19 protein-coding genes are annotated in these 24,082 nt (G+C 61.1%); 6 read left to right on the forward strand and 13 right to left on the reverse strand.

Annotation, left to right across the window (positions count from 1 at the left end; translation table 11 throughout):
• Genes KL786_RS11305 through rfbB form a run of 5 tightly spaced genes read right to left on the reverse strand, consistent with a single transcriptional unit; the run spans window position 1 to window position 6,065 of the window.
• The gene (locus KL786_RS11305) at window positions 1-1,383 is read right to left on the reverse strand and encodes a sigma-54-dependent transcriptional regulator (protein WP_215517673.1); all 1,383 of its coding nucleotides are present in this window, start codon (window positions 1,381-1,383) and stop codon (window positions 1-3) included.
• Window positions 1,380-3,188 (reverse strand): sensor histidine kinase, encoded by a 1,809-nt coding sequence (locus tag KL786_RS11310; protein ID WP_032856624.1) that lies wholly within the window; start codon window positions 3,186-3,188, stop codon window positions 1,380-1,382. The genes KL786_RS11305 and KL786_RS11310 overlap by 4 nt, the downstream gene beginning before the upstream one ends.
• 35 nt (window positions 3,189-3,223) lie before the next feature.
• Window positions 3,224-4,114 carry a dTDP-4-dehydrorhamnose reductase gene (gene rfbD / locus KL786_RS11315; protein WP_252193698.1) on the reverse strand — a complete coding sequence of 297 codons (891 nt, stop codon included), beginning with the start codon at window positions 4,112-4,114 and terminating at the stop codon, window positions 3,224-3,226.
• Window positions 4,111-4,986 carry a glucose-1-phosphate thymidylyltransferase RfbA gene (gene rfbA, locus KL786_RS11320; RefSeq protein ID WP_215517674.1) on the reverse strand — a complete coding sequence of 292 codons (876 nt, stop codon included), beginning with the start codon at window positions 4,984-4,986 and terminating at the stop codon, window positions 4,111-4,113. Before rfbA ends, rfbD begins: the two co-directional genes overlap by 4 nt.
• Window positions 4,983-6,065: a dTDP-glucose 4,6-dehydratase gene (gene rfbB / locus KL786_RS11325; RefSeq protein ID WP_154907186.1), complete on the reverse strand. Its 1,083-nt coding sequence runs from the start codon at window positions 6,063-6,065 to the stop codon at window positions 4,983-4,985. The genes rfbA and rfbB overlap by 4 nt, the downstream gene beginning before the upstream one ends.
• 197 nt (window positions 6,066-6,262) lie before the next feature.
• On the opposite strand from rfbB, the gene KL786_RS11330 reads away from it, so the two are divergent.
• The 4 genes from KL786_RS11330 (at window position 6,263) to KL786_RS11345 (ending at window position 11,833) form a co-directional block, all read left to right on the forward strand.
• Entirely contained in the window at window positions 6,263-9,172 is a 2,910-nt protein-coding gene (locus tag KL786_RS11330) for an aminotransferase (RefSeq protein ID WP_215517675.1), read from the forward strand.
• A gap of 214 nt (window positions 9,173-9,386) precedes the next feature.
• Window positions 9,387-10,265 (forward strand): N-carbamoylputrescine amidase, encoded by an 879-nt coding sequence (aguB, locus tag KL786_RS11335; RefSeq protein ID WP_215517676.1) that lies wholly within the window; start codon window positions 9,387-9,389, stop codon window positions 10,263-10,265.
• A gap of 5 nt (window positions 10,266-10,270) precedes the next feature.
• Window positions 10,271-11,377: an agmatine deiminase gene (gene aguA, locus KL786_RS11340; RefSeq protein ID WP_215517677.1), complete on the forward strand. Its 1,107-nt coding sequence runs from the start codon at window positions 10,271-10,273 to the stop codon at window positions 11,375-11,377.
• Between the two features lie 243 nt (window positions 11,378-11,620).
• The gene (locus KL786_RS11345) at window positions 11,621-11,833 is read left to right on the forward strand and encodes a hypothetical protein (RefSeq protein WP_032856606.1); all 213 of its coding nucleotides are present in this window, start codon (window positions 11,621-11,623) and stop codon (window positions 11,831-11,833) included.
• A 57-nt stretch (window positions 11,834-11,890) separates the two neighbouring features.
• On the opposite strand, the gene KL786_RS11350 is transcribed toward KL786_RS11345, so the two are convergent.
• Complete coding sequence (locus tag KL786_RS11350) at window positions 11,891-13,978, reverse strand: TonB-dependent receptor (protein ID WP_215517678.1); 2,088 nt, start codon at window positions 13,976-13,978, stop codon at window positions 11,891-11,893.
• A gap of 469 nt (window positions 13,979-14,447) precedes the next feature.
• On the opposite strand from KL786_RS11350, the gene KL786_RS11355 reads away from it, so the two are divergent.
• Window positions 14,448-15,743 (forward strand): OprD family porin, encoded by a 1,296-nt coding sequence (locus tag KL786_RS11355; protein WP_090292708.1) that lies wholly within the window; start codon window positions 14,448-14,450, stop codon window positions 15,741-15,743.
• A 74-nt stretch (window positions 15,744-15,817) separates the two neighbouring features.
• On the opposite strand, the gene KL786_RS11360 is transcribed toward KL786_RS11355, so the two are convergent.
• The 4 genes from KL786_RS11360 to KL786_RS11375 form a co-directional block, all read right to left on the reverse strand.
• The gene (locus tag KL786_RS11360; protein WP_032856609.1) at window positions 15,818-17,383 is read right to left on the reverse strand and encodes a M48 family metallopeptidase; all 1,566 of its coding nucleotides are present in this window, start codon (window positions 17,381-17,383) and stop codon (window positions 15,818-15,820) included.
• Window positions 17,384-17,395: 12 nt separating this feature from the next.
• A complete protein-coding gene (locus KL786_RS11365) occupies window positions 17,396-17,761 on the reverse strand; it encodes a hypothetical protein (RefSeq protein ID WP_032856610.1) in 366 nt (121 codons plus the stop codon).
• Window positions 17,762-17,799: 38 nt separating this feature from the next.
• Window positions 17,800-19,143 (reverse strand): CHASE2 domain-containing protein, encoded by a 1,344-nt coding sequence (locus tag KL786_RS11370; protein WP_215517679.1) that lies wholly within the window; start codon window positions 19,141-19,143, stop codon window positions 17,800-17,802.
• Window positions 19,144-19,281: 138 nt separating this feature from the next.
• Window positions 19,282-20,169, reverse strand: coding sequence for an EamA family transporter (locus KL786_RS11375; protein ID WP_215517680.1), 888 nt, complete (start codon window positions 20,167-20,169; stop codon window positions 19,282-19,284).
• A gap of 120 nt (window positions 20,170-20,289) precedes the next feature.
• On the opposite strand from KL786_RS11375, the gene KL786_RS11380 reads away from it, so the two are divergent.
• Window positions 20,290-21,072 (forward strand): AraC family transcriptional regulator, encoded by a 783-nt coding sequence (locus KL786_RS11380; RefSeq protein ID WP_215517681.1) that lies wholly within the window; start codon window positions 20,290-20,292, stop codon window positions 21,070-21,072.
• A gap of 151 nt (window positions 21,073-21,223) precedes the next feature.
• Here the strand turns inward: KL786_RS11380 and KL786_RS11385 are convergent, their stop codons facing one another.
• From KL786_RS11385 to KL786_RS11395, 3 genes are all read right to left on the reverse strand, one after another.
• Window positions 21,224-22,084 carry a tetratricopeptide repeat protein gene (locus tag KL786_RS11385; RefSeq protein WP_169877124.1) on the reverse strand — a complete coding sequence of 287 codons (861 nt, stop codon included), beginning with the start codon at window positions 22,082-22,084 and terminating at the stop codon, window positions 21,224-21,226.
• 630 nt (window positions 22,085-22,714) lie between these two features.
• On the reverse strand, window positions 22,715-23,857 hold the full coding sequence (locus tag KL786_RS11390; protein WP_169901068.1) for a site-specific integrase: 1,143 nt from the start codon (window positions 23,855-23,857) through the stop codon (window positions 22,715-22,717).
• Window positions 23,854-24,063 (reverse strand): DUF4224 domain-containing protein, encoded by a 210-nt coding sequence (locus tag KL786_RS11395; RefSeq protein WP_010213998.1) that lies wholly within the window; start codon window positions 24,061-24,063, stop codon window positions 23,854-23,856. The genes KL786_RS11390 and KL786_RS11395 overlap by 4 nt, the downstream gene beginning before the upstream one ends.
• Between the last annotated feature and the right edge of the window lie 19 nt (window positions 24,064-24,082).

Genomic DNA, 24,082 nt, shown 5'->3' on the forward strand with positions numbered 1-24,082 from the left:
TCATTCGTCATCGGCGTGCTGGTTACCGCTGTCGGCAAAGTTCAGCCCATGCTTGCGCAGCTTGTCATGCAGGGTTTTGCGCGGCACCCCCAGGGCTTCGGCCAGGCTGCGCACGGAGCTGTGGGGGCGGCCGAGCTCGGCGGCGATCAAGGCTTTTTCAAAGTGCTCGACTTGCTCGCTCAAGCCCCCGGTAGACATCGGCACGCCGGGCGCCGGCCCGTCCGGTGCGTTGTCCAGGGCCAATTCAAGGCCAAGGGCGAAGCGTTCGGCGACGTTTTGCAGCTCGCGCACGTTGCCGGGCCAGTTATGGCGCAACAGCATCGCCCGCTGGCCGGGCTGTAACTCATGCAGCGGCAGGCCGTGGCGGCTGCTGGCCTCGTCGGCGAAGTGCTGGAACAGCATCAAGGCATCTTCGCCACGCTCACGCAGGGGCGGAATGCGCAACGGCGCGACATTCAGGCGGTAGTACAAGTCAGCACGAAAGCGGCCCTGGTCGGCGGACTGGCGCAGGTCTTCCTTGGTGGCGGCGATGATGCGGATATCCAGCGGGATCTGTTGATTACCCCCCAGGCGCTCGACCACACGCTCCTGCAACAGGCGCAGCAACTTGACCTGCACATCCAGGCTCATGCTCTCGATTTCATCGAGGAACAAGGTGCCGCCGTTGGCAAATTCGAATTTGCCGATCCGCCGCTTCTGCGCCCCGGTAAATGCTCCCGGTTCATGGCCGAACAGTTCGCTTTCCACCACGGACTCAGCCAGCGCCCCGGCGTTGATGGCAACGAAGGGCCCGGTGCGGCGGTTCGACAGGTCGTGCAGGGCGCGCGCCACCACTTCCTTGCCGGCCCCGGTTTCACCGAGGATCAGCACATCGGCGCGGGTCGCCGCCAGCGCACCAATCTGCTCGCGCAGGCGCAGCATTGGCGCCGATTGGCCCACCAGGCGCGTGCTCAGTTGCTGGCGATCGCTCAGGGCCAGGCGCAGGCTGCGGTTGTCCAGCACCAATCGGCGCAGGGCCAGGGCGCGACGTACGCTGTCGAGCAGGGCGTCGCTGGCAAAGGGCTTTTCGAGGAAGTCATAGGCGCCGGCGCGCATCGCCTGCACCGCCAGTGGCACGTCGCCATGGCCGGTGATCAGCAGCACCGGCAACTCCGGATCCTGGCCGTGGAGTTCGGCCAGCAGCTCCAGGCCATCCATGCCGGGCATGCGGATGTCGCTGACTACCACTCCCGGCCAGTCGCGCGACAGGCGCGCCGTGAGGCCGGTGGCTTCGCCAAGGGGCAGGACTTTCAGCCCGGCCAGGTCCAGGGTCTGGCACAGGGCCTGACGCAAGTGTGGATCGTCGTCGATCAACACCACCTGAATCTGGTTATCGATACTCATACACTGCGGTCCTCGGACGGTTGCAGACTGACGCCGGGTGCTCCGGCGCGCAGTTTCAAGGTTATCAGTGCGCCGCCTTCCTTGTGGTTGGCGAACAACAGTTCACCACCAAAGGCACGCATCAGGGTGTCACAGATGGCCAGGCCCAGCCCCAGGCCCTGGGTGCGGGTCTTGGTGGTGTAGAAGGGTTCGCCGGCGCGGCCCAGGGCCTCCATGCAGAACCCCGGCCCGTTGTCGCGGATGTACAGGTTGACGCCCTGTTCGGTGGATTCGGCACTCAGCCACAGTTTGCGCGGCGGACCTTTTTCGGTCAGGGCGTCCAGGGCATTGGCCAGCAGGTTGCCCAGCACTTGGCGCAAGCGGGTTTCCCCGGCTTCTACCCACAAGGATGCCTCTGGCAAATCGCGGATCAGTTCCACTTCCATGGAGCGCCGGCGCTTGGCCAGCAACGCCAGTGCATCGTCCAGGGCCGGCTGCAGGGCTACGCTTTCCGGGGCATGGCGGTCGCGGCGGGCAAACGCGCGCAAATGCGCGATGATCGAGGCCATGCGCCCGGTCAGTTCGCTGATCAGCTTGAGATTGCCCCGGGCATCGTCGGTGCGCTGGTGGTCGAGGAGAATCTCGGCGTTTTCCGCGTAACTACGGATGGCCGCCAGGGGTTGGTTGAGTTCATGGCTGATGCTGGCCGACATGGTGCCCAGCGCCGACAGTTTGCCAGCCTGCACCAGATCGTCCTGGGCGCGCACCAGTTCCTGCTGGGCATTTTCGCGCTCCAGCACTTCCTGGCGCAGGCGGCGGTTGAGGCCTTCGAGGTCGCTGGTCCGTTCGGCCACGCGCATTTCCAGCTCGCGCCGGGCCTTGGCTTCAAAGGCAATGCGTTCCAGGTAATGACGCCGGCGTTGCATCATCAGGCCCAGCAGCAGCATCAGCACCAGCAAGGTCGCGCCGCCGACCGCGACTACCGTGCGTACGGGGCGATCGATCAAGGTGCGCGGAGCGAGGATTTCCACATTCCAGCCGGTTTCGGCGATTTCGGTGGATTGGCGCAGCCAGGCGCTGGAGCTGAAATTCAGGGGCTGCGGATCGCGGGTCGGGTAGGGCTGGATCGCGATGATGGCCTGGCGCTCGGCCTCGGTCAGTGGCCGGGTGGTGCGAAAACGCCATTGTGGGCGTGAGGTCAGGATCACCACGCCATTGTGGTCGGTGACCAGCAATTGCTCGGGGGTCTGGCCCCACAGGCTTTCGGTGTGGTCCAGGTCGACCTTGACCACCAGCACGCCGATCACATGCTCGTCTTCACGGACTGCGGCGGCGAAGAAATACCCGCGCTTGGCCGACGTGGTCCCCAGGCCGAAGAAGCGGCCCAGGCGCCCGGCCATGGCCTCACTGAAGTAAGGCCGAAAAGAAAAGTTGCGGCCGACGAAGCTGTCTTGTTTGTCCCAGTTCGAGGCGGCCAGGGTCTTGCCGCGAGTGTCCATCAGGTACATCACTTCCACGCCCGCCTGGGCCGCTACCTGCTTGAGCAATTGGTTGGCGGCGACCAGGTTGGTGCTGACGTGGGGCGCTGCCAGGGCGGTGCGCAGGGCCGGCAGGTCGCCGAGGATCTGTGGCAACACTTCGTAGCGGTGCAGGGTGCCCAGCAGGTTGGCGACGTACAGGTCGAGGGTCTGGCGGTTCTGCCCGGCCAGCTCGCTGCGATAGTAACGCTCGGCCAGATGCTCCAGCGGCCACAGCAGTGGCGCCAGGCACAATGCCAGCAAGGCCAGGCTGCGCCAGCGGGGTCTGCGTGGAAGGGGTGGAGTCATGTAAGTCTGCGCCTGTGGGTACAGGCGCATTATGCCTAGTGCTGCTGTGCAAGACACTCGCGCAATGCTTCGCGCCATTGCGGTTGGCTAACGTGCCAGTGTTGTTGCAGGCGGCTGCAATCGAGGCGCGAGTTCAACGGGCGTTTGGCCGGCGTTGGGTAGTCACTGGCGGGAATCCCTTCCAGTGCGGCGCACGCCTTGCCTTCGGCCAGCAGTTGCTCGCCGATGGCCTGGGCAAAGCCGAACCATGAGGTTTCGCCCTGGGCTGTCAGGTGATACACGCCCCAGTCCCCGGCCTGACCAGCCTGCCAGCGCTCGATCAGGGCGCGGGTGCTGTTGGCGATGGTCCCGGCCCAGGTCGGCGCGCCGATCTGGTCGGCGACGATGCGCATGTGAGGTTTTTCCTGGAGCAGGCGCTGCATGGTCAGCAGGAAATTCTTGCCGTGGCTCGAATACACCCAACTGGTGCGCAGGATCAGGTACTGACCCCCCACCGCCGCGATGGCCTGTTCGCCCGCCAGTTTACTCGCGCCGTAGACGCCCAGCGGGTTGGGCACATCGTCTTCGGTGTAGGGCGCAGGCTTGCTGCCGTCGAACACGTAGTCGGTGGAGTAGTGGATCAGCGGGATGCCCAAGGCCTTGGCTTCCTCGGCCAGGACACCGGGCGCCGTGGCATTGATCGCGAAGGCCACATCGGGCTCGTTCTCGGCCTGATCGACAGCGGTATGCGCCGCCGCGTTGATGATCAGCCCGGGGCGATGGCTGCGTACCTGTTGGCGGATCTGCTCGGGGTTGGCCAGGTCGAGCTGGTCGCGACCGAGCACGACCAACTCCCCCAGGCCCTGGAGCCGCTGTTGCAGCTCGCGGGAAACCTGGCCGTGTTGGCCGGTGATGAGGATTTTCAACGGCGTGCCGCTCACATTCATTTGGTTTCCCCGGCTAGGGCGAACAGGTACTGGCCATAGCCAGTCTTGCCGAAGTATTTGGCCCGTTCGAGCAAATGGTCGCGGTCGATCCAGCCGTTCTCGTAGGCGATCTCTTCCAGGCAAGCCACTTTCAGGCCCTGGCGGTGCTCGATGGTCTGAACATAGATCGAGGCTTCCAGGAGGCTGTCATGGGTGCCGGTATCGAGCCAGGCGAACCCACGGCCGAAACGCTCGACATGCAGGTCGCCACGCTTGAGGTAGGCATTGTTGACGTCGGTGATCTCCAGCTCGCCGCGTGGCGATGGCTGGACGGCCTTGGCGATCTTGACCACATCGTTGTCGTAGAAGTACAGGCCGGTCACGGCATAGCTGGACTTCGGCTTGGCAGGTTTTTCTTCGATGGAAAGCGCGCGGCCTTGACCGTCGAAATCAATTACGCCGAAACGCTCCGGATCGTTGACCCAGTAGCCGAATACCGTAGCGCCGGATGGACGCTTGGCAGCGGTGCGCAGTTGCTCGCCGAAGTGCTGGCCGTGGAAAATGTTGTCGCCCAGGATCAGGCACACCGGGTCATTGCCGATGAATGCTTCGCCGATAAGGAAGGCTTGCGCCAGGCCGTCGGGCGATGGTTGCTCTGCATAGCTGATCTGCACGCCAAACTGGCTGCCATCGCCCAGCAGATTGCGGTATTGCGGCAAGTCCACCGGCGTGGAAATCACGAGGATCTCTTTGATTCCGGCCAGCATCAGCACGGAAATCGGGTAGTAGATCATCGGTTTGTCGTACACCGGCAGCAACTGCTTGGAAACCCCCAGGGTAATGGGGTGCAGGCGTGTCCCGGAGCCACCGGCCAGTACGATTCCCTTCATCATGCAATCAGGTCCTTCGCGTCGGTGCTGCCGAGGCGTTCGCCCTGATAGCTGCCGTCCTGGACCCGACGGCACCATTCCAGATTATCCAGGTACCACTGCACGGTCTTGCGCAGGCCGGTCTCGAAGGTTTCTTCCGGAACCCAACCCAGTTCGCGCTCGATCTTGCTGGCATCGATAGCGTAGCGCTGGTCGTGGCCTGGACGATCCTTGACGAAAGTGATCAGGTCGGTGAACTGGGCAACGCCGGCCGGGCGCTGTGGCGCCAGCTCTTCGAGCAGTGCGCAGATGCCACGCACCACATCGATGTTCTTCTGCTCGTTGTGCCCGCCGATGTTGTAGGTCTCGCCCACGACGCCTTCGGTGACCACTTTGAGCAGCGCACGGGCGTGGTCTTCGACAAACAACCAGTCGCGCACTTGCAGGCCGTCGCCGTACACCGGCAGGGCTTTGCCTGCCAGGGCATTGAGGATCACCAGCGGGATGAGTTTCTCGGGGAAGTGGAACGGCCCGTAGTTGTTCGAGCAGTTGGTCAGCAGCACCGGCAAGCCGTAGGTGCGCTGCCAGGCGCGGACCAGGTGGTCGGACGCCGCCTTGCTGGCGGAGTAAGGCGAGCTTGGCGCGTAAGGCGTGGTTTCGGTGAACAGGTCATCTACACCATGCAGGTCGCCATACACTTCGTCGGTGGAAATGTGATGGAAACGGAAGGCGCTCTTGGCCGGCTCTGCCAACTGTTGCCAGTAGGCGCGAGTGGCTTCAAGCAGGCTGTAGGTGCCGACGATGTTGGTCTGGATAAAATCCGACGGACCGTCGATGGAGCGGTCGACGTGGGATTCGGCCGCCAGGTGCATGATGGCCTGGGGCTGGAAGCGTGCTAGCACTGCGCTGACAGTGGCCTGGTCGATGATGTCGGCCTGGACGAACTCATAGCGGGTGTTGGTCGCGATGCTGGTTAGCGACTCAAGATTACCGGCATAGGTCAGTTTGTCGAGGTTGAGAACTTCATGTTCAGTGTTTTGAATCAAATGGCGGATCAGTGCGGAGCCGATAAAACCGGCACCACCGGTAACAAGAATACGCATGTCGAGAGGCCTTTTCCTTAGACGGACATTGAGCGAATGGGGCATAGCTTGCGGGCTTGCGGTGGGCGGTGCAAGGGGCGGTGGTCAGATTGGCCCGGCTTGCGTGCTTAAAGAAGACAATCGCAATAGGTTGGGGTTGCATCAGACCTGATAACAATGGCGATATAAGCGCCAGATAAAAAACCAGGGGCTGTCAGATGTTGCTCGATACATTGATCCACCGCGCCAGTTTGCCGTGCCCACAGGTCGAGCCTGGGCAAGCCTTGCAGTTGCTTGAGCAGCATTACGGCCTCAGTGGCACGCTGCAGTCCCTGGGCAGCCAGCAAGACCTCAATTACCGGGTCGACAGTGATCGTGGCCGCTTCGTCCTGAAAATCTGCCGTGGCGAGTACGCGGCCATCGAGTTGCACGCCCAGCATGCCGCCCTGGCGCACTTGCAGGCACACGCCAGCGTCCGAGTGCCCCAGGTCATCAGCACCCTCGCCGGCGAACAACTGTTGAGTGTGACGGTTGCCGGGCAGGCCGTGCATCTGCGGTTGCTCGACTATATCGACGGCCAGCCGCTGACCCACCTGCCGCACCTGGATCGTGGGGTGATCGAAGGTTTCGGCCGGCTATGCGGGCAGATGAGCCAGGCATTGGCTGGCTTCACCCATGCGGGCCTTGCGCGCACCCTGCAATGGGACCCGCGCCACGCGCTGGAACTGATCAGGCATTTATTGTCGACACTCGACAACGTGCCCCAGCGCGCGGCCCTGGAGCGGGTCGCGGTACAGGTCGAGCAGCGCCTGCGCGCCCTGGCGGATCAATTGCCCTGGCAGGCCGCGCACATGGACATCACCGATGACAATGTGATGTGGCAGCGCGATACCCAGCAGCATTGGCAGGTGCAGGGCGTTATCGATTTCGGTGACTTGGTGCACACCTGGCGGATTGCCGATCTGTCGGTGACTTGCGCCGCGCTACTGCACCACGCCGAAGGTGACCCGTTTGCGATCCTGCCGGCGATCCAGGCCTATCACGCGCTGACTCCGTTGCAACCGCAGGAGTTGCAAGCGTTGTGGCCGCTGATTGTGGCCCGCGCGGCGGTCCTGGTATTGAGCAGTGAACAGCAACAGCGCCTGGACCCGGATAACACCTACCTGTTGAAGAATGCCGAGCACGAGTGGGAAATATTCCAGGTTGCCCTCTCGGTACCCTTCGAAGTGATGGAAGCGGCGATCCTGGCGTGCGTCGGTACACGCCTGGCGCCGCTGGCCAGCGAAGGGTTTGCCCCGCTGCTACCGAGCCTGGTGGGGCGCGAATTCGCACTGATCGACCTGGGCGTGCTCAGCCCGCATTTCGAGGCGGGAAACTGGGAAACCCCCGGCATCGACCAACATCTATTACAGCAAGCGGCAGCGGTCCATGGCCTGGCGGCCAGCCGTTATGGTCAATATCGGCTGTCCTGCACGCTGCCTGACTGCGCGACCGAACCCGAGACCTTCGCGCTGCACGTTGAACTGCATGCGCCCCAGGGGACTGCCGTACAAGCACCGTTTGCCGGCACCCTGCGCAGCACGACCGATGGCGGCTTATGTGTGCACAGCGCGGAACTGAATGTACGACTCTGGGGGGTGAAACCCGCGTTGCAACCCGGTGCAGCGGTGCTCAAGGGCCAGGTCCTGGGTGAGGCTGGCGGACCATTACGGGTGCAGTTATGCCGCGCTGATCTTGAGCCGCCGTTGTTCTGCACGCCATCGCGCGCTGCGGCCTGGCAGGCGTTGTGCCCGTCCCCGGCGACGTTGCTGGGCCTTGCCTGTGACGCCGAGCCGGAGCTGGATCCAGACGCCTTGCTGGCCCGGCGCGATGCCAGCTTCGCCCGCTCGCAAAAGCACTATTACGTTGACCCGCCGCACATCGAGCGCGGCTGGCGCAACCATCTGATTGATATGCAGGGCCGTTCCTATCTGGACATGCTCAACAATGTCGCGGTGCTGGGCCACGGCCATCCGCGCATGGCACAGGTGGCGGCACGGCAGTGGTCGTTGCTCAACACCAACTCGCGTTTTCATTACGCCGCGATTGCCGAGTTTTCCGAGCGGCTGTTGGCGCTGGCGCCGGATTCCATGGACCGCGTATTCCTGGTCAACAGTGGCACCGAAGCCAACGACCTGGCGATCCGCCTGGCCTGGGCCTACAGCGGCGGGCGCGACATGCTCAGCGTGCTGGAGGCCTATCACGGCTGGTCGGTGGCGGCGGATGCGGTGTCCACCTCGATCGCCGACAACCCCCAGGCCTTGAGCAGCCGGCCGGACTGGGTGCATCCCGTGACCGCGCCCAACACTTATCGAGGCGAATTCCGCGGCCCGCACAGTGCGCCGGATTATGTGCGCAGCGTCGAGCACAACCTGGCGAAGATCGCCGCCAGCCAGCGCCAACTGGCGGGTTTTATCTGTGAGCCGGTGTATGGCAATGCGGGCGGTATCTCCCTGCCAGCGGGCTATTTGCAGCAGGTGTATGCCCTGGTTCGCGCCCAGGGTGGGGTGTGTATCGCCGATGAAGTGCAGGTCGGCTATGGCCGCATGGGGCATTTCTTCTGGGGTTTTGAAGAGCAGGGCGTGGTGCCGGACATCATCACCATGGCCAAGGGCATGGGCAACGGCCAGCCCCTGGGCGCGGTGATCACCCGCCGGGAAATTGCCGAAGCGCTGGAGGCTGAAGGCTACTTCTTCTCGTCCTCGGGCGGCAGCCCGGTCAGTTGCCAGATTGGCATGGCGGTACTGGACGTGATGGAAGAGGAAAAACTCTGGGAAAACGCCCAAGTGGTCGGCGGGCATTTCAAGGCGCGACTGGAGGCGTTGATCGCACGGCATCCGCTGGTGGGGGCGGTGCATGGCTCGGGTTTCTATCTGGGGTTGGAGCTGGTGCGGGATCGGCAGACCCTGGAGCCGGCCACGCAAGAGACCGCGAAGTTGTGTGATCGCCTGCGCGAGCTGGGGATTTTCATGCAGCCGACGGGGGACTATCTGAACATCCTCAAGATCAAACCGCCGATGGTGACGTCCAGACGCAGTGTGGATTTCTTTGTCGACATGCTGTCGAAGGTGTTGGATGAAGGGCTGTAGACCCCTTTCAATGACTTGAAATGAGATCAACACTGTTGATTGGATTTCAATTTTAAATTCGATTGTTATCGGGAATTTTTTGTTTTTTTTCGATAGGTGGAGATCGATCAGCTTTAAAAGCCGATTTTTATCCGTTATAAAGTCGTCCAGCATTCCCCTTTCTGTCATCGGCCATGGTTATCCTGGCCGCTGACCACCGCCCAGGAGATGATTCATGAGCCGTATCGTTACCGTCGCCGCTACCCAGATGGCTTGTTCCTGGGATCTTGAAGCCAACATCGAGACCGCTGAAAAGCTGGTCCGTGAGGCCGCCGCCAAAGGCGCGCAGATCATCCTGATCCAGGAACTGTTCGAAAGCCCGTACTTCTGCCAGAAGCCAAACCCGGACTACCTGCAACTGGCTACGCCGGTTGACGACAACGTGGCCATCAAGCACTTCCAGAAAATCGCCAAGGAACTGCAAGTGGTCCTGCCGATCAGCTTCTTCGAGCTGGCCGGCCGTGCGCGTTTCAACAGCATCGCGATCATTGACGCCGATGGCTCCAACCTCGGGATTTATCGTAAAAGCCACATCCCGGATGGTCCTGGCTACCACGAAAAGTACTACTTCAACCCGGGCGATACCGGCTTCAAGGTGTGGAACACCCGCTACGCGAAAATCGGCGTGGGCATCTGCTGGGACCAGTGGTTCCCGGAATGCGCCCGCAGCATGGCGCTGCAAGGCGCAGAAATCCTGTTCTACCCGACCGCCATCGGCAGCGAGCCACACGACAAGACCATTTCCTCCCGTGACCACTGGCAGCGCGTGCAGCAAGGCCATGCCGGCGCCAACCTGATGCCGCTGATCGCCAGCAACCGTATCGGCAATGAAGAGCAGGACGGCTACGACATCGACTTCTACGGCTCGTCGTTCATTGCCAACCAGTTCGGCGAAAAAGTCCAAGAACTCAACGAAACCGAAGAAGGCATCCTGGTGCACAGCTTCGACCTCGATGAGCTGGAGCACATCCGCAGCGCGTGGGGCTCGTTCCGTGATCGCCGGCCGAACCTGTACGGCGCGCTCAAGACCCTCGACGGTTCCCTGGAGTCCTGATCGCCATGACCACTTTGCACAGCACGCCTCGCGCTGACGGCTTCCATATGCCAGCCGAGTGGGCACCCCAGACCCAGGCCTGGATGATCTGGCCCGAGCGCCCGGACAACTGGCGCCTGGGCGGCAAGCCAGCGCAGGCGGCCCATGTGGCGGTGGCCAAGGCCATTGCGCGTTTTGAGCCGGTGACGGTCGCAGTGTCGGCCGGGCAGTACGAAAACGCCCGGGCGCGCCTGGATGTGCCGAATATCCGCGTGGTGGAGATGTCCAGCGACGATGCGTGGGTCCGCGACAGCGGGCCGACCTTCGTGATCAATGACCAGGGTGAAGTCCGTGGCGTGAATTGGGATTTCAATGCCTGGGGCGGGTTTGACGGCGGCTTGTATGCGCCGTGGAACCGCGACTCCCAGGTGGGCGGCAAGATCCTTGAGATCGAGCGCAGCCCGCGTTATCGCACCGAGGGGTTTGTGCTCGAAGGCGGTTCGATTCACGTCGACGGTGAAGGCACGCTGATCACCACCGAGGAATGCCTGCTCAACCGCAATCGCAACCCGCATCTGGAGCGTGGGCAAATCGAAGCGGTACTCAGCGCCAACCTGGCTGTGGATAAGATCATCTGGCTGCCCGACGGTCTGTTCAACGACGAAACCGACGGCCATGTGGATAACTTCTGCTGCTACGTGCGCCCGAGTGAAGTGTTGCTGGCCTGGACCGATGACCCGCAAGACCCGAACTATGTGCGCTGCCATGCCGCCATGGACGTGCTGCAAAACAGCACTGACGCCAAGGGGCGCGCGTTTATCGTGCATAAAATGCCGATCCCGGGGCCGTTGTATGCGACCGAGCAAGAGTGCGCCGGTGTTGACCCGGTGGACGGTAGCCAGGAGCGTAATCCGGGCGAGCGGTTGGCCGCCTCCTACGTCAACTTCCTGATCGTCAACGGCGGCATTATCGCGCCGAGCTTTGATGACCCGCTGGACGAACGCGCCCGGGAAATCCTCCAGGGCCTGTTCCCGCAACATGAAGTGGTGATGGTGCCAGGTCGTGAACTGTTACTGGGTGGCGGCAATATCCATTGCCTGACCCAACAACAGCCCGCACCGCACAAAATCTGAGTGCAGTTGTAACAGCCGATTTCCCGGGAAAGCGGCTGCTTGCCAGCCAGTGCACTTGGCAGTAACAGCAAGCCCATGGCCCATCAGGGCCGTGGGCTTTTTTGTGCCTGGGGTCCGATAATCCGGGCTTATTGGCACAGCTCTTGTATCGGCGCTGTGACAGTGATCGAGGTTTGTGACTGCGCAGTTCTGTCATAAACCTTGAGTAAGTTAGCCGCTCAAGCAGTAGGAGAGAGCGCTGAAATGAACGCCGATATCAACCTGGTCTATAAACGCGCGCCCCATCCCCTGGCAGTACGGGGCGACGCGATTCACGCGCTGGCACTCTGGTTGAAGGCCAACGGCTCGCGCCGGATCAGGCAGGCTGATCCGCGGCGGGTGATGAGTGAGCGTTATCCAGCGGGGTTGTTCAGCGAGGATGAAGTGCAGGTGTTGTGCGAGTTGATACAAAACTGACGGGCATTGATATGCAAATGTGGGAGCAAGCCCGCTCCCACATGAACCGCATGTGGCTTAGAAGTTATAGGTCCCAGTGACCACCAGGCTACGCGGGTCACCGAACTGGATCTGGTTGGCGCTGGTCGCCGACGCGTAGTACGTCTTGTCGCTGATGTTGTTCAGTGCTGCTTTCACATCCCATTCCTTGTGCCGGAACCCGGCCAGGGCGTCCCAGCGGCCATAGCCCGGCAATACAACGGTGTTGGCGTTGTCGGCATAACGCTCGCCCACCAGGGTCAGGCCGGTTTCGGCGTACCAGCCCATTTCCGGTTTCCAGGTGACGAACAGGCTGGCGTTGCGCTTGGCCACGTCGCTGATGCGTTTGCCTTCAAAGCCGTTGTTGTCTTTGACGACCTTGGCATCCTGCACACCGACGCCGCCGCGTACATACCAGTTGCCGACGATTTTGCCGGTGGTGGTCAGCTCGATCCCTCGGGAGCGCTGCACGCCGCTGAGCAGGGTGACGAGCGGGTTCTCCGGGTCGCGGGTGCGGCGGTTGTACAGCTCCAGTTCATAGACGGCGAGGGTGGTGCTCAGGCGGTCGTCGAGCCAGTCGCTCTTGACTCCGATTTCCTTTTGCTTGGTCAGCTCGGGGCTCAGGTCGTTGGCATTGCCGGCCGCATTCGGGGTGATGCCGATCAGGCCACCACCGGTGGGGGAAAACGTCTTGCTCCACGAGGCGTAGAACGAGTGGTTCTCCACCGGCGTCCACACCACGCCCAGCCGTGGGCTGGTGTTGTGGCTGTCGACCTTTTGCCGAGCGTTGGTGACCTTGCTGGTGGTGTCCACTTCGAAGCGGTCGTAGCGCAGGCCGGCGAGCACTTGCCATTGGTCGTTCAGGCGCAGTTGGTCCTGCACGTACAGGCCCTGGCTTTCGACTTCGGTGTGGTTATTGCTGGAAACAAACATCGGCCCGGTATGGCTCAGGTGGCGATTGGGGTGTTTCAGATCCAGGCTGGGGACCGCTTGGCCGCCGTCCTTGACGGCCGTTGAGGTCGACAGTTTAGGGTCACGGCGCTGGCTGCCCAGCTCAATGCCGGTCAACAGGCGATGCTCCAGGCCAAAGGTGTTGAAGCCGCCTTCAAGCTCGACGTTGTTGAACACATTGCGGGTTGTCAGGTCCTGCTGCCAGCGCTGGCGCCCGACGGTGTTGGTCTTGGCGTCGTAGCCGGTCAGGTAGGTGTTGTCGAAGTCACTGTCGAGTTTGAACACGCCCAGGGTGTGGCGCAGTTGCCAACTGTCATTGAGCTCATAGGCGAGCTTGGAGCGCAGCGATTGGGTGGTGTCGTCGATGTAGTCGCGCGGGTCGCCGTAGGTGGTGTCGCGGCTCACATCGGCCGGGCGTCCACGTACGCCAGGGATGCCACGGTCCGGGGTGCGGTCGTAGCGGCTGTATTCGTATTGCACCAGCCAGTTCAATTGCGGGGTCAGTTGCCAGCTCATCGACGGTGCGAACAGTTTACGGTTGCCGCTGATGTTGTCGCGGAAGCTGTCGGTGTCCTCGTTCCCCATGTTCAGCCGCAGGCTGATGTTGTCCGTCGGGTCGGCGCTCAAGTCGGTGTACAGGCTGCGCGTCCCGTTTGTGCCGCCCTGGGCTTCGATACTGGAAGCACGCCCGGCCTGGGGCAGCTTGCTGACGCGGTTGACGATCCCGCCCTGGCCACCACGCCCGTACAGCACTGCGGCTGGGCCTTTGAGCACGTCGATGCGCTCGATGTTGTGCAGGTCGCGCACGTATTGGCTGTCGTCACGGATGCCATCGAGGTAGAAGTCGCTGCTGGCTTCGAAGCCGCGGATACGCAGGCTGTCGAAGCGGGTATCGGCGCCGCTGCTGACGTTGGGGATACCGCTCAAGGCCTGGCCCAGATCGTTGGTGCCGTAGGCGCGCAGGTTCTCGGTCTTCACCGAGTCGATCGCCTGGGGTACGTAGCGCACCGGCGTGGCTGTGCGCGTGGCGGTGTTGGTGTTTTTGACGCGCGGATCGTCCTCGTCAGCTTCTGCACTGATGGAGGTAGCGGGCAGTGTCGTCGCGGCGCCGGCAAATCCGGCGCACAGCAGTGCAGAAAGCCCAAGGGTCATGGGCGTCAGGCGAGAGGCAGGCATTAAGGGGGTGCATCCGTAAGAGGGAGGAAAAATTGCGCGCGAATGATAATGCTTGCCATTTGCTGGCGTGATTTATTCCTGCTCGGTTGGCCTGAATAAATATTTCTAAATATTTCTGCGTGTTTTTATGGTTTTTTCTGTCGCACCGGAAAATGCGTTACCCGCCAGCGCTTATTCACGTTATGAGTCGGCTGAGCGTCTATAACGCGTAAATAGTGGCTAAATAATATTGCTTAGACTTTTTTCGCCTAAATTCAGACGATTCACTAAATTGACACGTGGTTCAGGGCACGGATAGGATTCGCCTCAACGCCTGTGGCTAACCGCCATGACTTCTCTATAAAAAAATGGCCCGCGGCATGTTCGGTCGTCCGCGGGCCTTTTTTTATCCGGGGAAAGTCGATACCAAAAAATCCAAACGGAGCCAGGTGTCACAGCGCGTACTCAACCAGTAATAAGGAATAAAAAAATGTTGAAGCAACGGATGGGTCTGATCGCTCTGGGGATTTTGAGCGCTACTCAGGCAATGGCAAACGACCAGGAGCAATCCAAGGGCTTCGTGGAAGACAGCCACCTGAACATCGCGGCGCGTAATGCGTATATCAGCCGCGATTACAAAGACGGCGGTAAAGATAAAGCCGAATGGGGCCAGGGCTTCATCGGTAAGTTCGAATCCGGCTTCACCCAAGGCACCGTCGGTGTGGGTGTGGACGTGATTGGCCAATACGCCATTCGTCTGGATGGTGGTAAAGGTCGCAGCGGCGCTGGCGGCATCAACTTCTTCAAACAAGGCGACAGCGGCGCAGCACCACACGACCTGGCCAAGGGCGGCGCAGCCGTCAAGGCTCGCATCTCCAACACTGTGCTGAAGTACGGTGACCAGATGCCAGCCGTGCCGGTCCTGCAGTACGACAACTCCCGTCTGTTGTCGGAAACCTACACCGGTACCTCGATCGTCTCCAAAGAGATCAAAGGTCTGGAGCTGCAAGGTGGTTACTTCACCAAGGAAGCCCAAAAAGGTGCCGAAGGCACCGACAGCGGCAACCTGAAAAACATCGCCTACCTGGGCGGTAGCTACAAGTTCACCGAAAGCCTGTCGGCCGCGCTGTACGCATCCGACATGGAAGACGTACTGAAGAAGCAATACGTCAACGTCAACTACGTGCTGGGCCTGCCACAGGAGCAGTCGCTGACGTTTGACTTCAACGGCTACAAGACCAAGCTGGACAAGAGCTTCGCCCAGCTGACCCAGGGTGATGCTGACGCTCGTGACAACAAAATCTGGAGCCTGGGTGCCACTTGGGCCTTCGGTCCGCACAGCCTGACCCTGGCTCACCAGCGCAGTTCCGGTGACACGGGCTACATGTACGGCGGCTATCGTAACAACACCAAGGGCAGTGGTATCGGCGACGGTGGTAACACCATCCTGCTGGCCAACTCCTACTGGTCTGACTTCAACGCTAAAGACGAGCGCTCTTGGCAGGTCGGCTACGGCATTGACTTCAGCACCTTCGGCGTACCGGGTCTGACTTACAACATCGCTTACGTGCGCGGCACCAACATCGACGACGGTAGCAACCGTGGCGATGGCACCGAGCGTGAAATCTTCAACCAGTTCAAGTACGTGGTACAGAGCGGCCCGGCTAAAGACCTGAGCCTGCGTGCCCGTGCCTCCTGGTTGCGTGTTTCGACCAACGCCAACAACTACAACGTTGGCGGCAACGAAATCCGTCTGTTCGCCGACTACCCGATCAACGTGTTCTAAGATCGCGCGTCGTGCCTGATACCAGGCAATAAAAAACCCCGACGTGTCGGGGTTTTTTTATGGCTGCCTGAAACCTACGCCTTTACCTGCGCCAGTTTCTGGCAGTTAGCCTTGCGCGCCGGGTACTGCCCGCATTTGCGCAACACACTCTGCACCTGCTGGGCATTCTGCAATTGCTGGCTAGCCAGCAGCTTTTCGGTGATGAACAGCTCTTCCGAGCCCAAGTTGCGTTCGGCCTTGTCGATCATCGCCAGCGCCGCCTTGCCGTCGCCGCGCTTGAGGTAATAGCTGATCATCAAGTCATAGGTCGAAGGCCCGGCCAGGGACCAGTCCTTGATCGCCTGCAACTCCTTCAACGCCTCGGCATTTCTGCCCTGGGCCAGACGCACGGCGTAGGCGGTGCGGCGGATGTTCGGCTGGTCCTTGACCGGTGAACCCAAGGCGCGGCGGATAAACGCATCGGCCTCGGGCACCTTGTTTTTTGCCAGGGCGGCGGTGGCGGCGTAGGCGTCCTTGTAGCCCTGCATCGCCTTGGCTACGGGGGCTGCGTCACGCACCTTTGGCCAGCTCTGCTTATTGACCCGGGCGCGGCGCTCCTTGGGGTATTCGCGTTGCAGGTATTGGCGCAGCTCGGTGTCACGGTCCAGCGCAGACATGTGGGAGCGGTTGAAGTATTGGCTGGTGGCGCTGATGGTGGTGTTCAGGCCGTCTTTGACCAACACATCCAACTCTTTGGTAAAGCGGTCGAGGTTGAACTGCTGCAACGAGTCTTGCATCGCGTTCTTGCGGGCGGTGAGAAAACCCGTCAGCAGCGGCTTCTGCTTGCCCTGGAAATCATTCAGGCGCTCCAGGCTGTGAGTGGCCGCGCGGGGGGCGTAGCCGGCACGAATCATCAGGTCGGTGCCGAGCAGATCTGCCTGGTCTTCCTGGCTGCGGCCCCAGGCGGTGCTCCACACATTGTCGGAAAAACTATTGGCCAGCGAGGTATACAACACGGTGTTGCCGATGGTTTTTTGCGTGCCGGCCGGGTCCTTGCTGAACAGCTTCATGGTGCCCGAACTGCGATCCACCCCGGTGTTGGCCGCCACTGTTGCCAGGGCCACGGTGGAGGCCACGGTGGTGAACATTTCTTTCTGCTGCTGGAAGGCGGCGGCGCGGTCATGGTGATGCAGCAACACATGGCTCATTTCATGGCCGAGCATGGCGGCGATCTCATCTTCGCTGCCGACGTTTTCCAGCATGCCCAGGGGCACGAAAATATTGCCGTAGGGATCCGCCGATGGGCCGAAGCTGTAGCTGTCGGTGATCTTCACCTGCAACAGCGGCAATTCCCCCGGCCAGCCCTTGGACAGGCGCGTGACGATGCCCTGCAAGTACACCTGCAACATTGGGATATCCACCAGGTTCTGCTGGCGCGCCTCGGCGGCAGGCACGGTGCGGCCGTCGTAACTCAAGCGCTGCTGGCCCGCGCGTTGCGGGTCGAGCTTGTAGTACTGGCGCACTTCGCTGTTATCCACGTAGTGGCCCTGGACCTGCGACTGGGTCGACGACCCCACCAGGTTCAGAAACGCCTGGTCCGCACCTTTCAAGGTGGCGCAACCGCTGAGCAATGCGCTGGCCAGCAATAGATATCCCTTCACCGCGATACTCCTTTATTGACTGCAACCGGCGCCGTAGCCGAGGGTGGATTTGTTGTGCGTGTCGCTGGCCAGGCTCTGGGGCATTTGCTGGCACGGCAGGCTCATGACATTCAGTGGCGGTTCGATTCGCAGGTCCCGGGTGTCCAGCCAGACTTTCTGCCCAGCCAATTCCACCAGGACCAGTTCGAGGTCCGTGTTGAGCTGCAACACCTGAACCGGTTGCTTGGGTGTGTCTTTGCGGGCGATTTCTCGCTGCAGCTTGCCTTGCTCGTCCACCACCTCCACCGGGTCGGCCAGGAACTCCTTGATGACGTGGGTTTCGGCCAGCACGCCCTGGCTGTAGAGCGCGGCGAGTAGCACGATGAGGATTCTGTTCATCCTTGGTTTCCTTGAGTGAGACGACATGGCGGCGCCCTTCAGTGGCCACGGTCGAAGAAGGCTTCGATCCGCTCGCTGAACAGCGCCAATGACAGCAAAACAATACCCAGTACGTTGACCAGGGTGATGTGGTTCAGATACAGCACGCCGCACACCGCCAGCAGCATCAGCATCACCAAGCCCCACGACCAGTAGGGTGAGGTGAAGAAGCGGACTTCTTGAGCGTGCCAGCGCGTCCAGCTCGGTAAGCCGGCCAGGCGCCGTGCATGCAGGGCCTTGAGTACGAGAATCAACGCCAGCAGCCCCAGCTCCAGCAGGTCCACCCAGTGCAGGTTGAAACCGGGGAAATTGGCCGGCTCGCGGTCGTAATCCATGCCCTTGTAGATCAGGTTGTCCAGGGCCATGGCATGCAGGTACACCCCGGGAATCAGCCCGTGTACGGGTGACTGCACCAGGTCGCCGGTGGACGTGATACTGGCCCCGACCATCACCAGGCGGTCGCGCAACAACCCGGCCACCAGTTCCTGATCCTCTGGCGAACTGACCTCCAGATCGCTGGCCGACAGGGTCAGGCTATAAGGGCAGCGAGCCTGGGCTGAGTCGTCGAGTTTCCAGAACACCGCCTGGAAAAACTGCGCCACCCAATCCAGCACAAAATTGCGCGGCGGCGCGCAGTGACGGATATCCGAGATCTGCGCCTGCTCGGGTGCCAGTTTCAAGCCCCATTGCACGGCGATCGGCTGCCGTTGCGCAGCCACCTCGGCATCCGCGGGCAGATCTGCACACGGCCGGTCCTTGCAGAACTGGCGGTACAGCGCCAGGGCCGGCGTCTCCATCACCCCCAACGCCGTCGGCATCGCCAAGGGGTACTTGTCGTCCACCCCCGACCACATCACCAGCCCTGGCTGGGTGAATGCGGCAAATTGTTCGAGAGTATTGGCTTGCCCATTCTCGCCCCGCGTCACCCCGGTATTGGCCAGCAACAAGGGAATGCCCCGGTGCTGATAGCGCTCGAACACATTCGCCAGTAACTGACTGCCGCGCGTCGGGTCGCCGAGGGAGTGATCGTGGCTGTACAACAAATCCACAAACACCGCCTTGGGCTTGTAGGCCAGCAGGCGCTTGAATAACTTGCTCTGCTCGCTATACGGCATCGGCCATGAGGTGTTGTTACGCATCAGGTAGGCGTCATCGATCAACACCACGGCGATGTGCTGCTGGCCGGTGCTGGGGTAATTGCTGGAAAACATCCGGTTGAGCCACTGGGCGGATGCCTTGTCACTGGAGCTTGCCAGGCCGAAGGGATCGAGCACCGCCAGCAACACGATAAAAAACGCGAGCAAATAGCGGCGACGATTGAACAGCGGGGGGTTGTTCGACATCCATGTCTCAATAAAAAACGGCGGGTGCTGTGACGGGGCAGGGTTTCCCGCATGAACGCAGCGAATGCATGGGTTTTAAAGGACGGGGAGGGGGGTGTCAATTAGAAATATGGCTAAGTGCCATCTCGCGCCCATCGCCTACGGCAGCAATCGGGGCGTGGCTGGTGGGGGCCGACGCCATTTCACCAACCCCACCGCGAGGGCAGACAGAATCAGCGCAATCGAGATTCCCTCGTTTAAGCCCACCCGGTGCCCAAGCAACAGCATGGAGCCGCTGACACCAAACACCGGGATCAGCAACGACAGCGGCGCCACCTTGGAAACCGGGTACTCGCGCAGCAACAGATTCCAGCCCCAGTAACAAAAGTGCGTGGCCGCGTACACCTGAAACAGCAGCGAGCACACCGTCAGCCACTCCACATGCGTCACCAGCTCATTGAACGGCGCCGATCCATGGGCCAGCCAGGTCAATAGCAGCAACGGAATCGGCGGGAACAGACTGGCCCACACCACAAAGGCAAACATCTCTCGCACTTTTGATTGCTTGATGATGACGTTGCCCACACTCCAACTGAACGCGCTTACCAGCAACAGGCCGTAACCCAGCGTGGTCGCTTCGCCTGGACTGCTGGCGATAATGCCGATCAGTCCTACAGCCGCCAGCCCCACCCCGAGGATCTGTCCGACGCTCAGTTGCTCGCGAAACAACAACACCCCCCAACCCAGGGTGAAAAATGCGCTGAACTGGATCAGCAAGGCCGCGGTGCCTGGCGGCACACCCAGTTCAATTCCCAAATTGATCAAGGCCCACATTGCCACCCCGAAAATCAAGCCATAGGCCACCAGCCACTTCATCGCAATAGCCGGGCGCCGCACAAAAAATACCCACGGCAACGCCGCCAGGGTAAAACGCAACGCGGTCAGCAACAGCGGATCGATCCCCACCAACCCCAGTTTGGTAATCGGAAAATTCAGCCCCCAGACAGCCGTCACCAACACGGCCAGGGCCAGATGCTTCTTTTGCATGGTGTTCTGATTCCACAAAACAGCGCCGGCGCCTTGAGTGCGCCAGCCAAGGCGCAACTATGCGTAACAGGCGTGATGGCTCGCTTGCACTATCAGGTCATAAATCATTAAATTCGGGCCATGCGCGACACAGACATCGACCCCTACGAAAACACCCCCCGCGACGCCGTGGTCACGGCCAACGACTACCGCGATGGCCAGCACTTTGCGCTGCACACCCATCAACGCGGGCAGTTTGCCTACGCCGCCTGTGGCGTGATTACCGTCTTCACCCAACAGGGCAACTGGGTCGTGCCACCACACCGCGCCATCTGGGTCCCGGCAGGTGTTGCCCATGAAATGAGCATGAGCGGCCCAGTGACCATGCTCAACACCTACATCCGCACCCCCGCTGCAACCCGGCTCAACCTGCCCACGCAGTGCCAGGTGTTCGGCGTATCGACCTTATTGCGAGAACTGCTGACCCGCGCCGTCGACCTTCCAGCGCTGTACGAAAAGGAGCACCGCGAAGGCCACCTGATGACCTTGCTACTCGACGAAATAGCCGCCATGCGCGCCCTCTCACTCAATGCCCCAATCCCCAACGACCCCCGCCTGGCCCACATTTGCCGCAACCTGCTGCAACAGCCATCCCTGGAAACCGGCATCGACGACATGACCCAACGCCTCGGCATGAGCCGCCGCACCTTTACCCGCTTGTTTCGCCAGCAAACGGGTATCAGCTTTGTGGAATGGCGCCAGCAGGCGTGCTTGTTGGCGGCGGTGGTGAGGTTGGGGAATGGCGAGTCGGTGACGCGGGTGGCGATTGATCTGGGGTATAGCAGTTCGAGTGCGTTTACGAGTGTGTTCAGGCGGGTGTTGGGGGAGGTGCCGAGTCGGTATTTTTTGAATAGGTTGGGTTGAGGTGGGGCGGGTTGAGTTTGGGTGCTGGTCAGCAGGCCGCCCGGCCGGACGTTAGGTATTGAAGCCAGAAGAGGTGGAGACAGGTCGGCTGTTTGACTAGGCTCGATGCGCAGCACGAAAGCCCGGCCCGCTGCGCAGCAAGGGAAACGTACTACTCCAAACTGCGTGGAGCTGAATTTGGGCTGAGACTGGTAACCAGCGGCCAAACGGTCTTGCCTTCGGGCATGATAGGTTCATAGCGAAATCTGTAGGAACTCATCCCCTTCAACACCATCTGATCGACGGAATTATTGCCCGAACTTTCGAGAAGCTCGATTTCAGGTACTAAGGACCCCTTGGTGTACTTCATCGCGAACCAAACTGGCTTGAGAGCAGGGCCCCGCCTTACTTCCAAGGGCAGACTGTTTTCTACCTGGAGTATCTTCATTTGACTGTAGGCAGTCACTCCCTTGAGCCAGCGTGCGTTGAAGTCTTCTATCTGCTCGGGGGTTAATGTCACACCTTTGGCGCGTAGCCGGTGCACACCTTCGCTGCTGCTTCGCAGATATAGCGCCATTGCCCCGTTAAGATCCTGGGGCCCTCCAATCCCTTCCTCCATGAATTTGGCCAACTTCGTTTTGCTATCAGAAACAGAAATAGACCGCTGGTAAAGGGCTCTTGCCTTCACATAGTCGGATGTCTCACCAATACCCTCCTCCGCCATGCGGCCAAGGTTGTGATAACCCGCTTCGTCCACATTCGCTATTGATTGAAAGAGCGCCCTGGCTTTCGGTATATCTTGCGGCACACCCGTGCCGCTCTCGTACATAAGGGCAAGTACGTTTTTGCAATAGAGGTCTCCGTCATCGCTTTGCGCGCGGATGTACTCGACATGCTCACTGGGGATGGGGGGGTGATCCAATGATTTCGAGCAACGTATGCTTGCGTAGGGGTCGCCCGGTGATCCTGGCCCGGTGTTTGTGCATCCGGCGACCAAAGCAGTAAATGTCAGTAAAAGAGCAGCTTTACGCATGGCTTGCTTCCGTTCAACGCGCTAATGAGGTCAGATTATTGCGGCGATATTGGCATGGTGCCCTACTATTCGGTCAAGCACGCAAACCTCCAGCCGGAGACGTTAGGGATTGAAGCCCGAAGGGAGTGAAAAGAGTGAAAAGGGGGCGGATTTATTTTCACCAGCGCCTGCCCTGAAATTTACTAGTGAGCTGACAGCAGCATCTCAACCGTCGAAATGAAGTGGTGGCGCGCGGCCTAGTAATTCCGGTGTGGACACATTGTGGACGTTTTGGAAAAGGAGACCGATTTATTCTCGGCCTCAATCTGGAGGCATCCCGCACGTCAGGTGCCGGGACGGAGCTAAGCAATGGCGAGGAGAGGACGGTGAAGAGGATGCCCACGGCGAGTGGAGAAGAAGGGTACGCTCAAAACCCCAAACCCCAGAAACAACAAAGCCCCCACATTTCTGTGGAGGCTTTGTTTTGTATGGTGCCGGCACCAGGAGTCGAACCCGGGACCTACTGATTACAAGAAAACCATTTTCGGCCTGCTGGTCAGTCACTTAGGTCGAGGGTTGTTACGTAATGGCAGCGCTGACGGCCGGATTCCATGCGGAGTCCGGCGCGCTTGTTACGCAGGTTTCGGGGGATCAGAGAGCTGATGGGGCGACCTTCGGGACGCTCAGGTCGTAGATGTCGAGCATGGACTCGTCGCGGTGGCCGCTGGCTTCCTGCTTGTCTGCCCTGGTGCCTGGGGTGTCAGTGATGCCGCGACGCTTGAGGTCGTGCAGGCCGAAGCGTTGCTCGGCGGTGATGACGCCCGCCACGATGGCGTTACGCATGAAGCGGTTCCAGGCGGTGTCCAGGCCGGACTTGCCCAGCGGGCCGCCGTGGTCGGCGGTGATGATGAAGCGTTTCTCGGGATTGACCGGCACGGCCGTGCCCCGGGCTTTCCATACTTGGGAGCGGCGGGTCTTTGCAGCGTCCCAGGCGGCTCGCAAGCGCGGCGTCCAGGTGACCACATTGTCACGGCTGCCCTTGCGTCGGTTGGTGAGCACGCCGTCGGCCAACTCGTTGGCGTCGGTCAGGGTGACGACCTCAATGCCGCGCAGCCGGCAGAGGTAGGCCAGTTCCATGACGTAGCTCAGATGCGGAGGTACCGCGTCCTTCTGCCCGCGTTTCAGTTGGCCGAGCTCGCGGGCGCGGTCGATCAGGCGTTGCATCACGTCATGGGACGGCAGCCGACGCTGCTTGCGCTCTGCAGGCGCCTCGATGCCCATGGCCGGATTGCTGTCCAGGTAGCCGCGGTTGCGGCCCCATTGCATCACCAAGCGTAGGTACCGCAGCGCATGGGCAGCCTTCGACGGCGTGCCCTCGTCGGCGATCCGGTCAATGATCCGCTGGATCAGCGCAGGGGTGAACTTGCGCACGGCCAGTTCGCCGAGGGGTTTGCCCAGCTTGGTGGGGATTTTGGCAAGAACGTCGCGCGACCAGGTGTAGCTGTCCTGGGTTTTCGGCGCGAGCCTCTTGAACCTGGCGCTGTCTTGGTACTGCTCGCACAGGTGGTTCAGGCTCTCGCGGTCGACGCCATTGCGGACTTCCATGATCTTGTGCAGCTCGGCCAGTGTGGCCGAACTGCTGGCTATGTTCTGCCGGCGCTGCCGGCCGGCCTCATCGCGGTGCAGGGTGTACCAGGTTCCCTTGCCTCGGTGGTCAAAGAAAACGGCCGCTGGGATAGCGGCCTGGTCGATGTGCGGGGGGATGTTGGGGTTGTTCTTCCTGGATCGCCTCATAGAATCTCGACGCCGTACTGCTCCTGGGTGCCGGCTTTCAGCCCGCCGGCCTGGTTGATTAGCTCCACGGTGGTCCAGGGGCCGGTGCGGCCCCGGAAAATGCGGATGCCCTGCTCGTGCAGGGTCCGCTCCACGTCTGCCCGTCGGGCATATCCGGTAATGCGCTTGAGGTCGTCGAATGTCAGCACGCGGGAGACTTCGCTCATGGCTGGGCCTCCAGTGTAC

This window comes from Pseudomonas sp. TAE6080 (genome assembly GCF_018732265.1).
GTDB classification, from domain to species: Bacteria; Pseudomonadota; Gammaproteobacteria; order Pseudomonadales; family Pseudomonadaceae; genus Aquipseudomonas; species Aquipseudomonas brenneri.

What these genes read in the sequence shown, in the direction of transcription:
- KL786_RS11305 (WP_215517673.1), bottom strand. Translation starts at nt 1,383, where the DNA reads ATGAGTATCGATAACCAGATTCAGGTGGTGTTGATCGACGACGATCCA.
- KL786_RS11310 (WP_032856624.1), bottom strand. Translation starts at nt 3,188, where the DNA reads ATGACTCCACCCCTTCCACGCAGACCCCGCTGGCGCAGCCTGGCCTTG.
- rfbD (WP_252193698.1), bottom strand. Translation starts at nt 4,114, where the DNA reads ATGAATGTGAGCGGCACGCCGTTGAAAATCCTCATCACCGGCCAACAC.
- rfbA (WP_215517674.1), bottom strand. Translation starts at nt 4,986, where the DNA reads ATGATGAAGGGAATCGTACTGGCCGGTGGCTCCGGGACACGCCTGCAC.
- rfbB (WP_154907186.1), bottom strand. Translation starts at nt 6,065, where the DNA reads ATGCGTATTCTTGTTACCGGTGGTGCCGGTTTTATCGGCTCCGCACTG.
- KL786_RS11330 (WP_215517675.1), top strand. Translation starts at nt 6,263, where the DNA reads ATGTTGCTCGATACATTGATCCACCGCGCCAGTTTGCCGTGCCCACAG.
- aguB (WP_215517676.1), top strand. Translation starts at nt 9,387, where the DNA reads ATGAGCCGTATCGTTACCGTCGCCGCTACCCAGATGGCTTGTTCCTGG.
- aguA (WP_215517677.1), top strand. Translation starts at nt 10,271, where the DNA reads ATGACCACTTTGCACAGCACGCCTCGCGCTGACGGCTTCCATATGCCA.
- KL786_RS11345 (WP_032856606.1), top strand. Translation starts at nt 11,621, where the DNA reads ATGAACGCCGATATCAACCTGGTCTATAAACGCGCGCCCCATCCCCTG.
- KL786_RS11350 (WP_215517678.1), bottom strand. Translation starts at nt 13,978, where the DNA reads ATGCCTGCCTCTCGCCTGACGCCCATGACCCTTGGGCTTTCTGCACTG.
- KL786_RS11355 (WP_090292708.1), top strand. Translation starts at nt 14,448, where the DNA reads ATGTTGAAGCAACGGATGGGTCTGATCGCTCTGGGGATTTTGAGCGCT.
- KL786_RS11365 (WP_032856610.1), bottom strand. Translation starts at nt 17,761, where the DNA reads ATGAACAGAATCCTCATCGTGCTACTCGCCGCGCTCTACAGCCAGGGC.
- KL786_RS11370 (WP_215517679.1), bottom strand. Translation starts at nt 19,143, where the DNA reads ATGTCGAACAACCCCCCGCTGTTCAATCGTCGCCGCTATTTGCTCGCG.
- KL786_RS11375 (WP_215517680.1), bottom strand. Translation starts at nt 20,169, where the DNA reads ATGCAAAAGAAGCATCTGGCCCTGGCCGTGTTGGTGACGGCTGTCTGG.
- KL786_RS11380 (WP_215517681.1), top strand. Translation starts at nt 20,290, where the DNA reads ATGCGCGACACAGACATCGACCCCTACGAAAACACCCCCCGCGACGCC.
- KL786_RS11385 (WP_169877124.1), bottom strand. Translation starts at nt 22,084, where the DNA reads ATGCGTAAAGCTGCTCTTTTACTGACATTTACTGCTTTGGTCGCCGGA.
- KL786_RS11390 (WP_169901068.1), bottom strand. Translation starts at nt 23,857, where the DNA reads ATGAGGCGATCCAGGAAGAACAACCCCAACATCCCCCCGCACATCGAC.
- KL786_RS11395 (WP_010213998.1), bottom strand. Translation starts at nt 24,063, where the DNA reads ATGAGCGAAGTCTCCCGCGTGCTGACATTCGACGACCTCAAGCGCATT.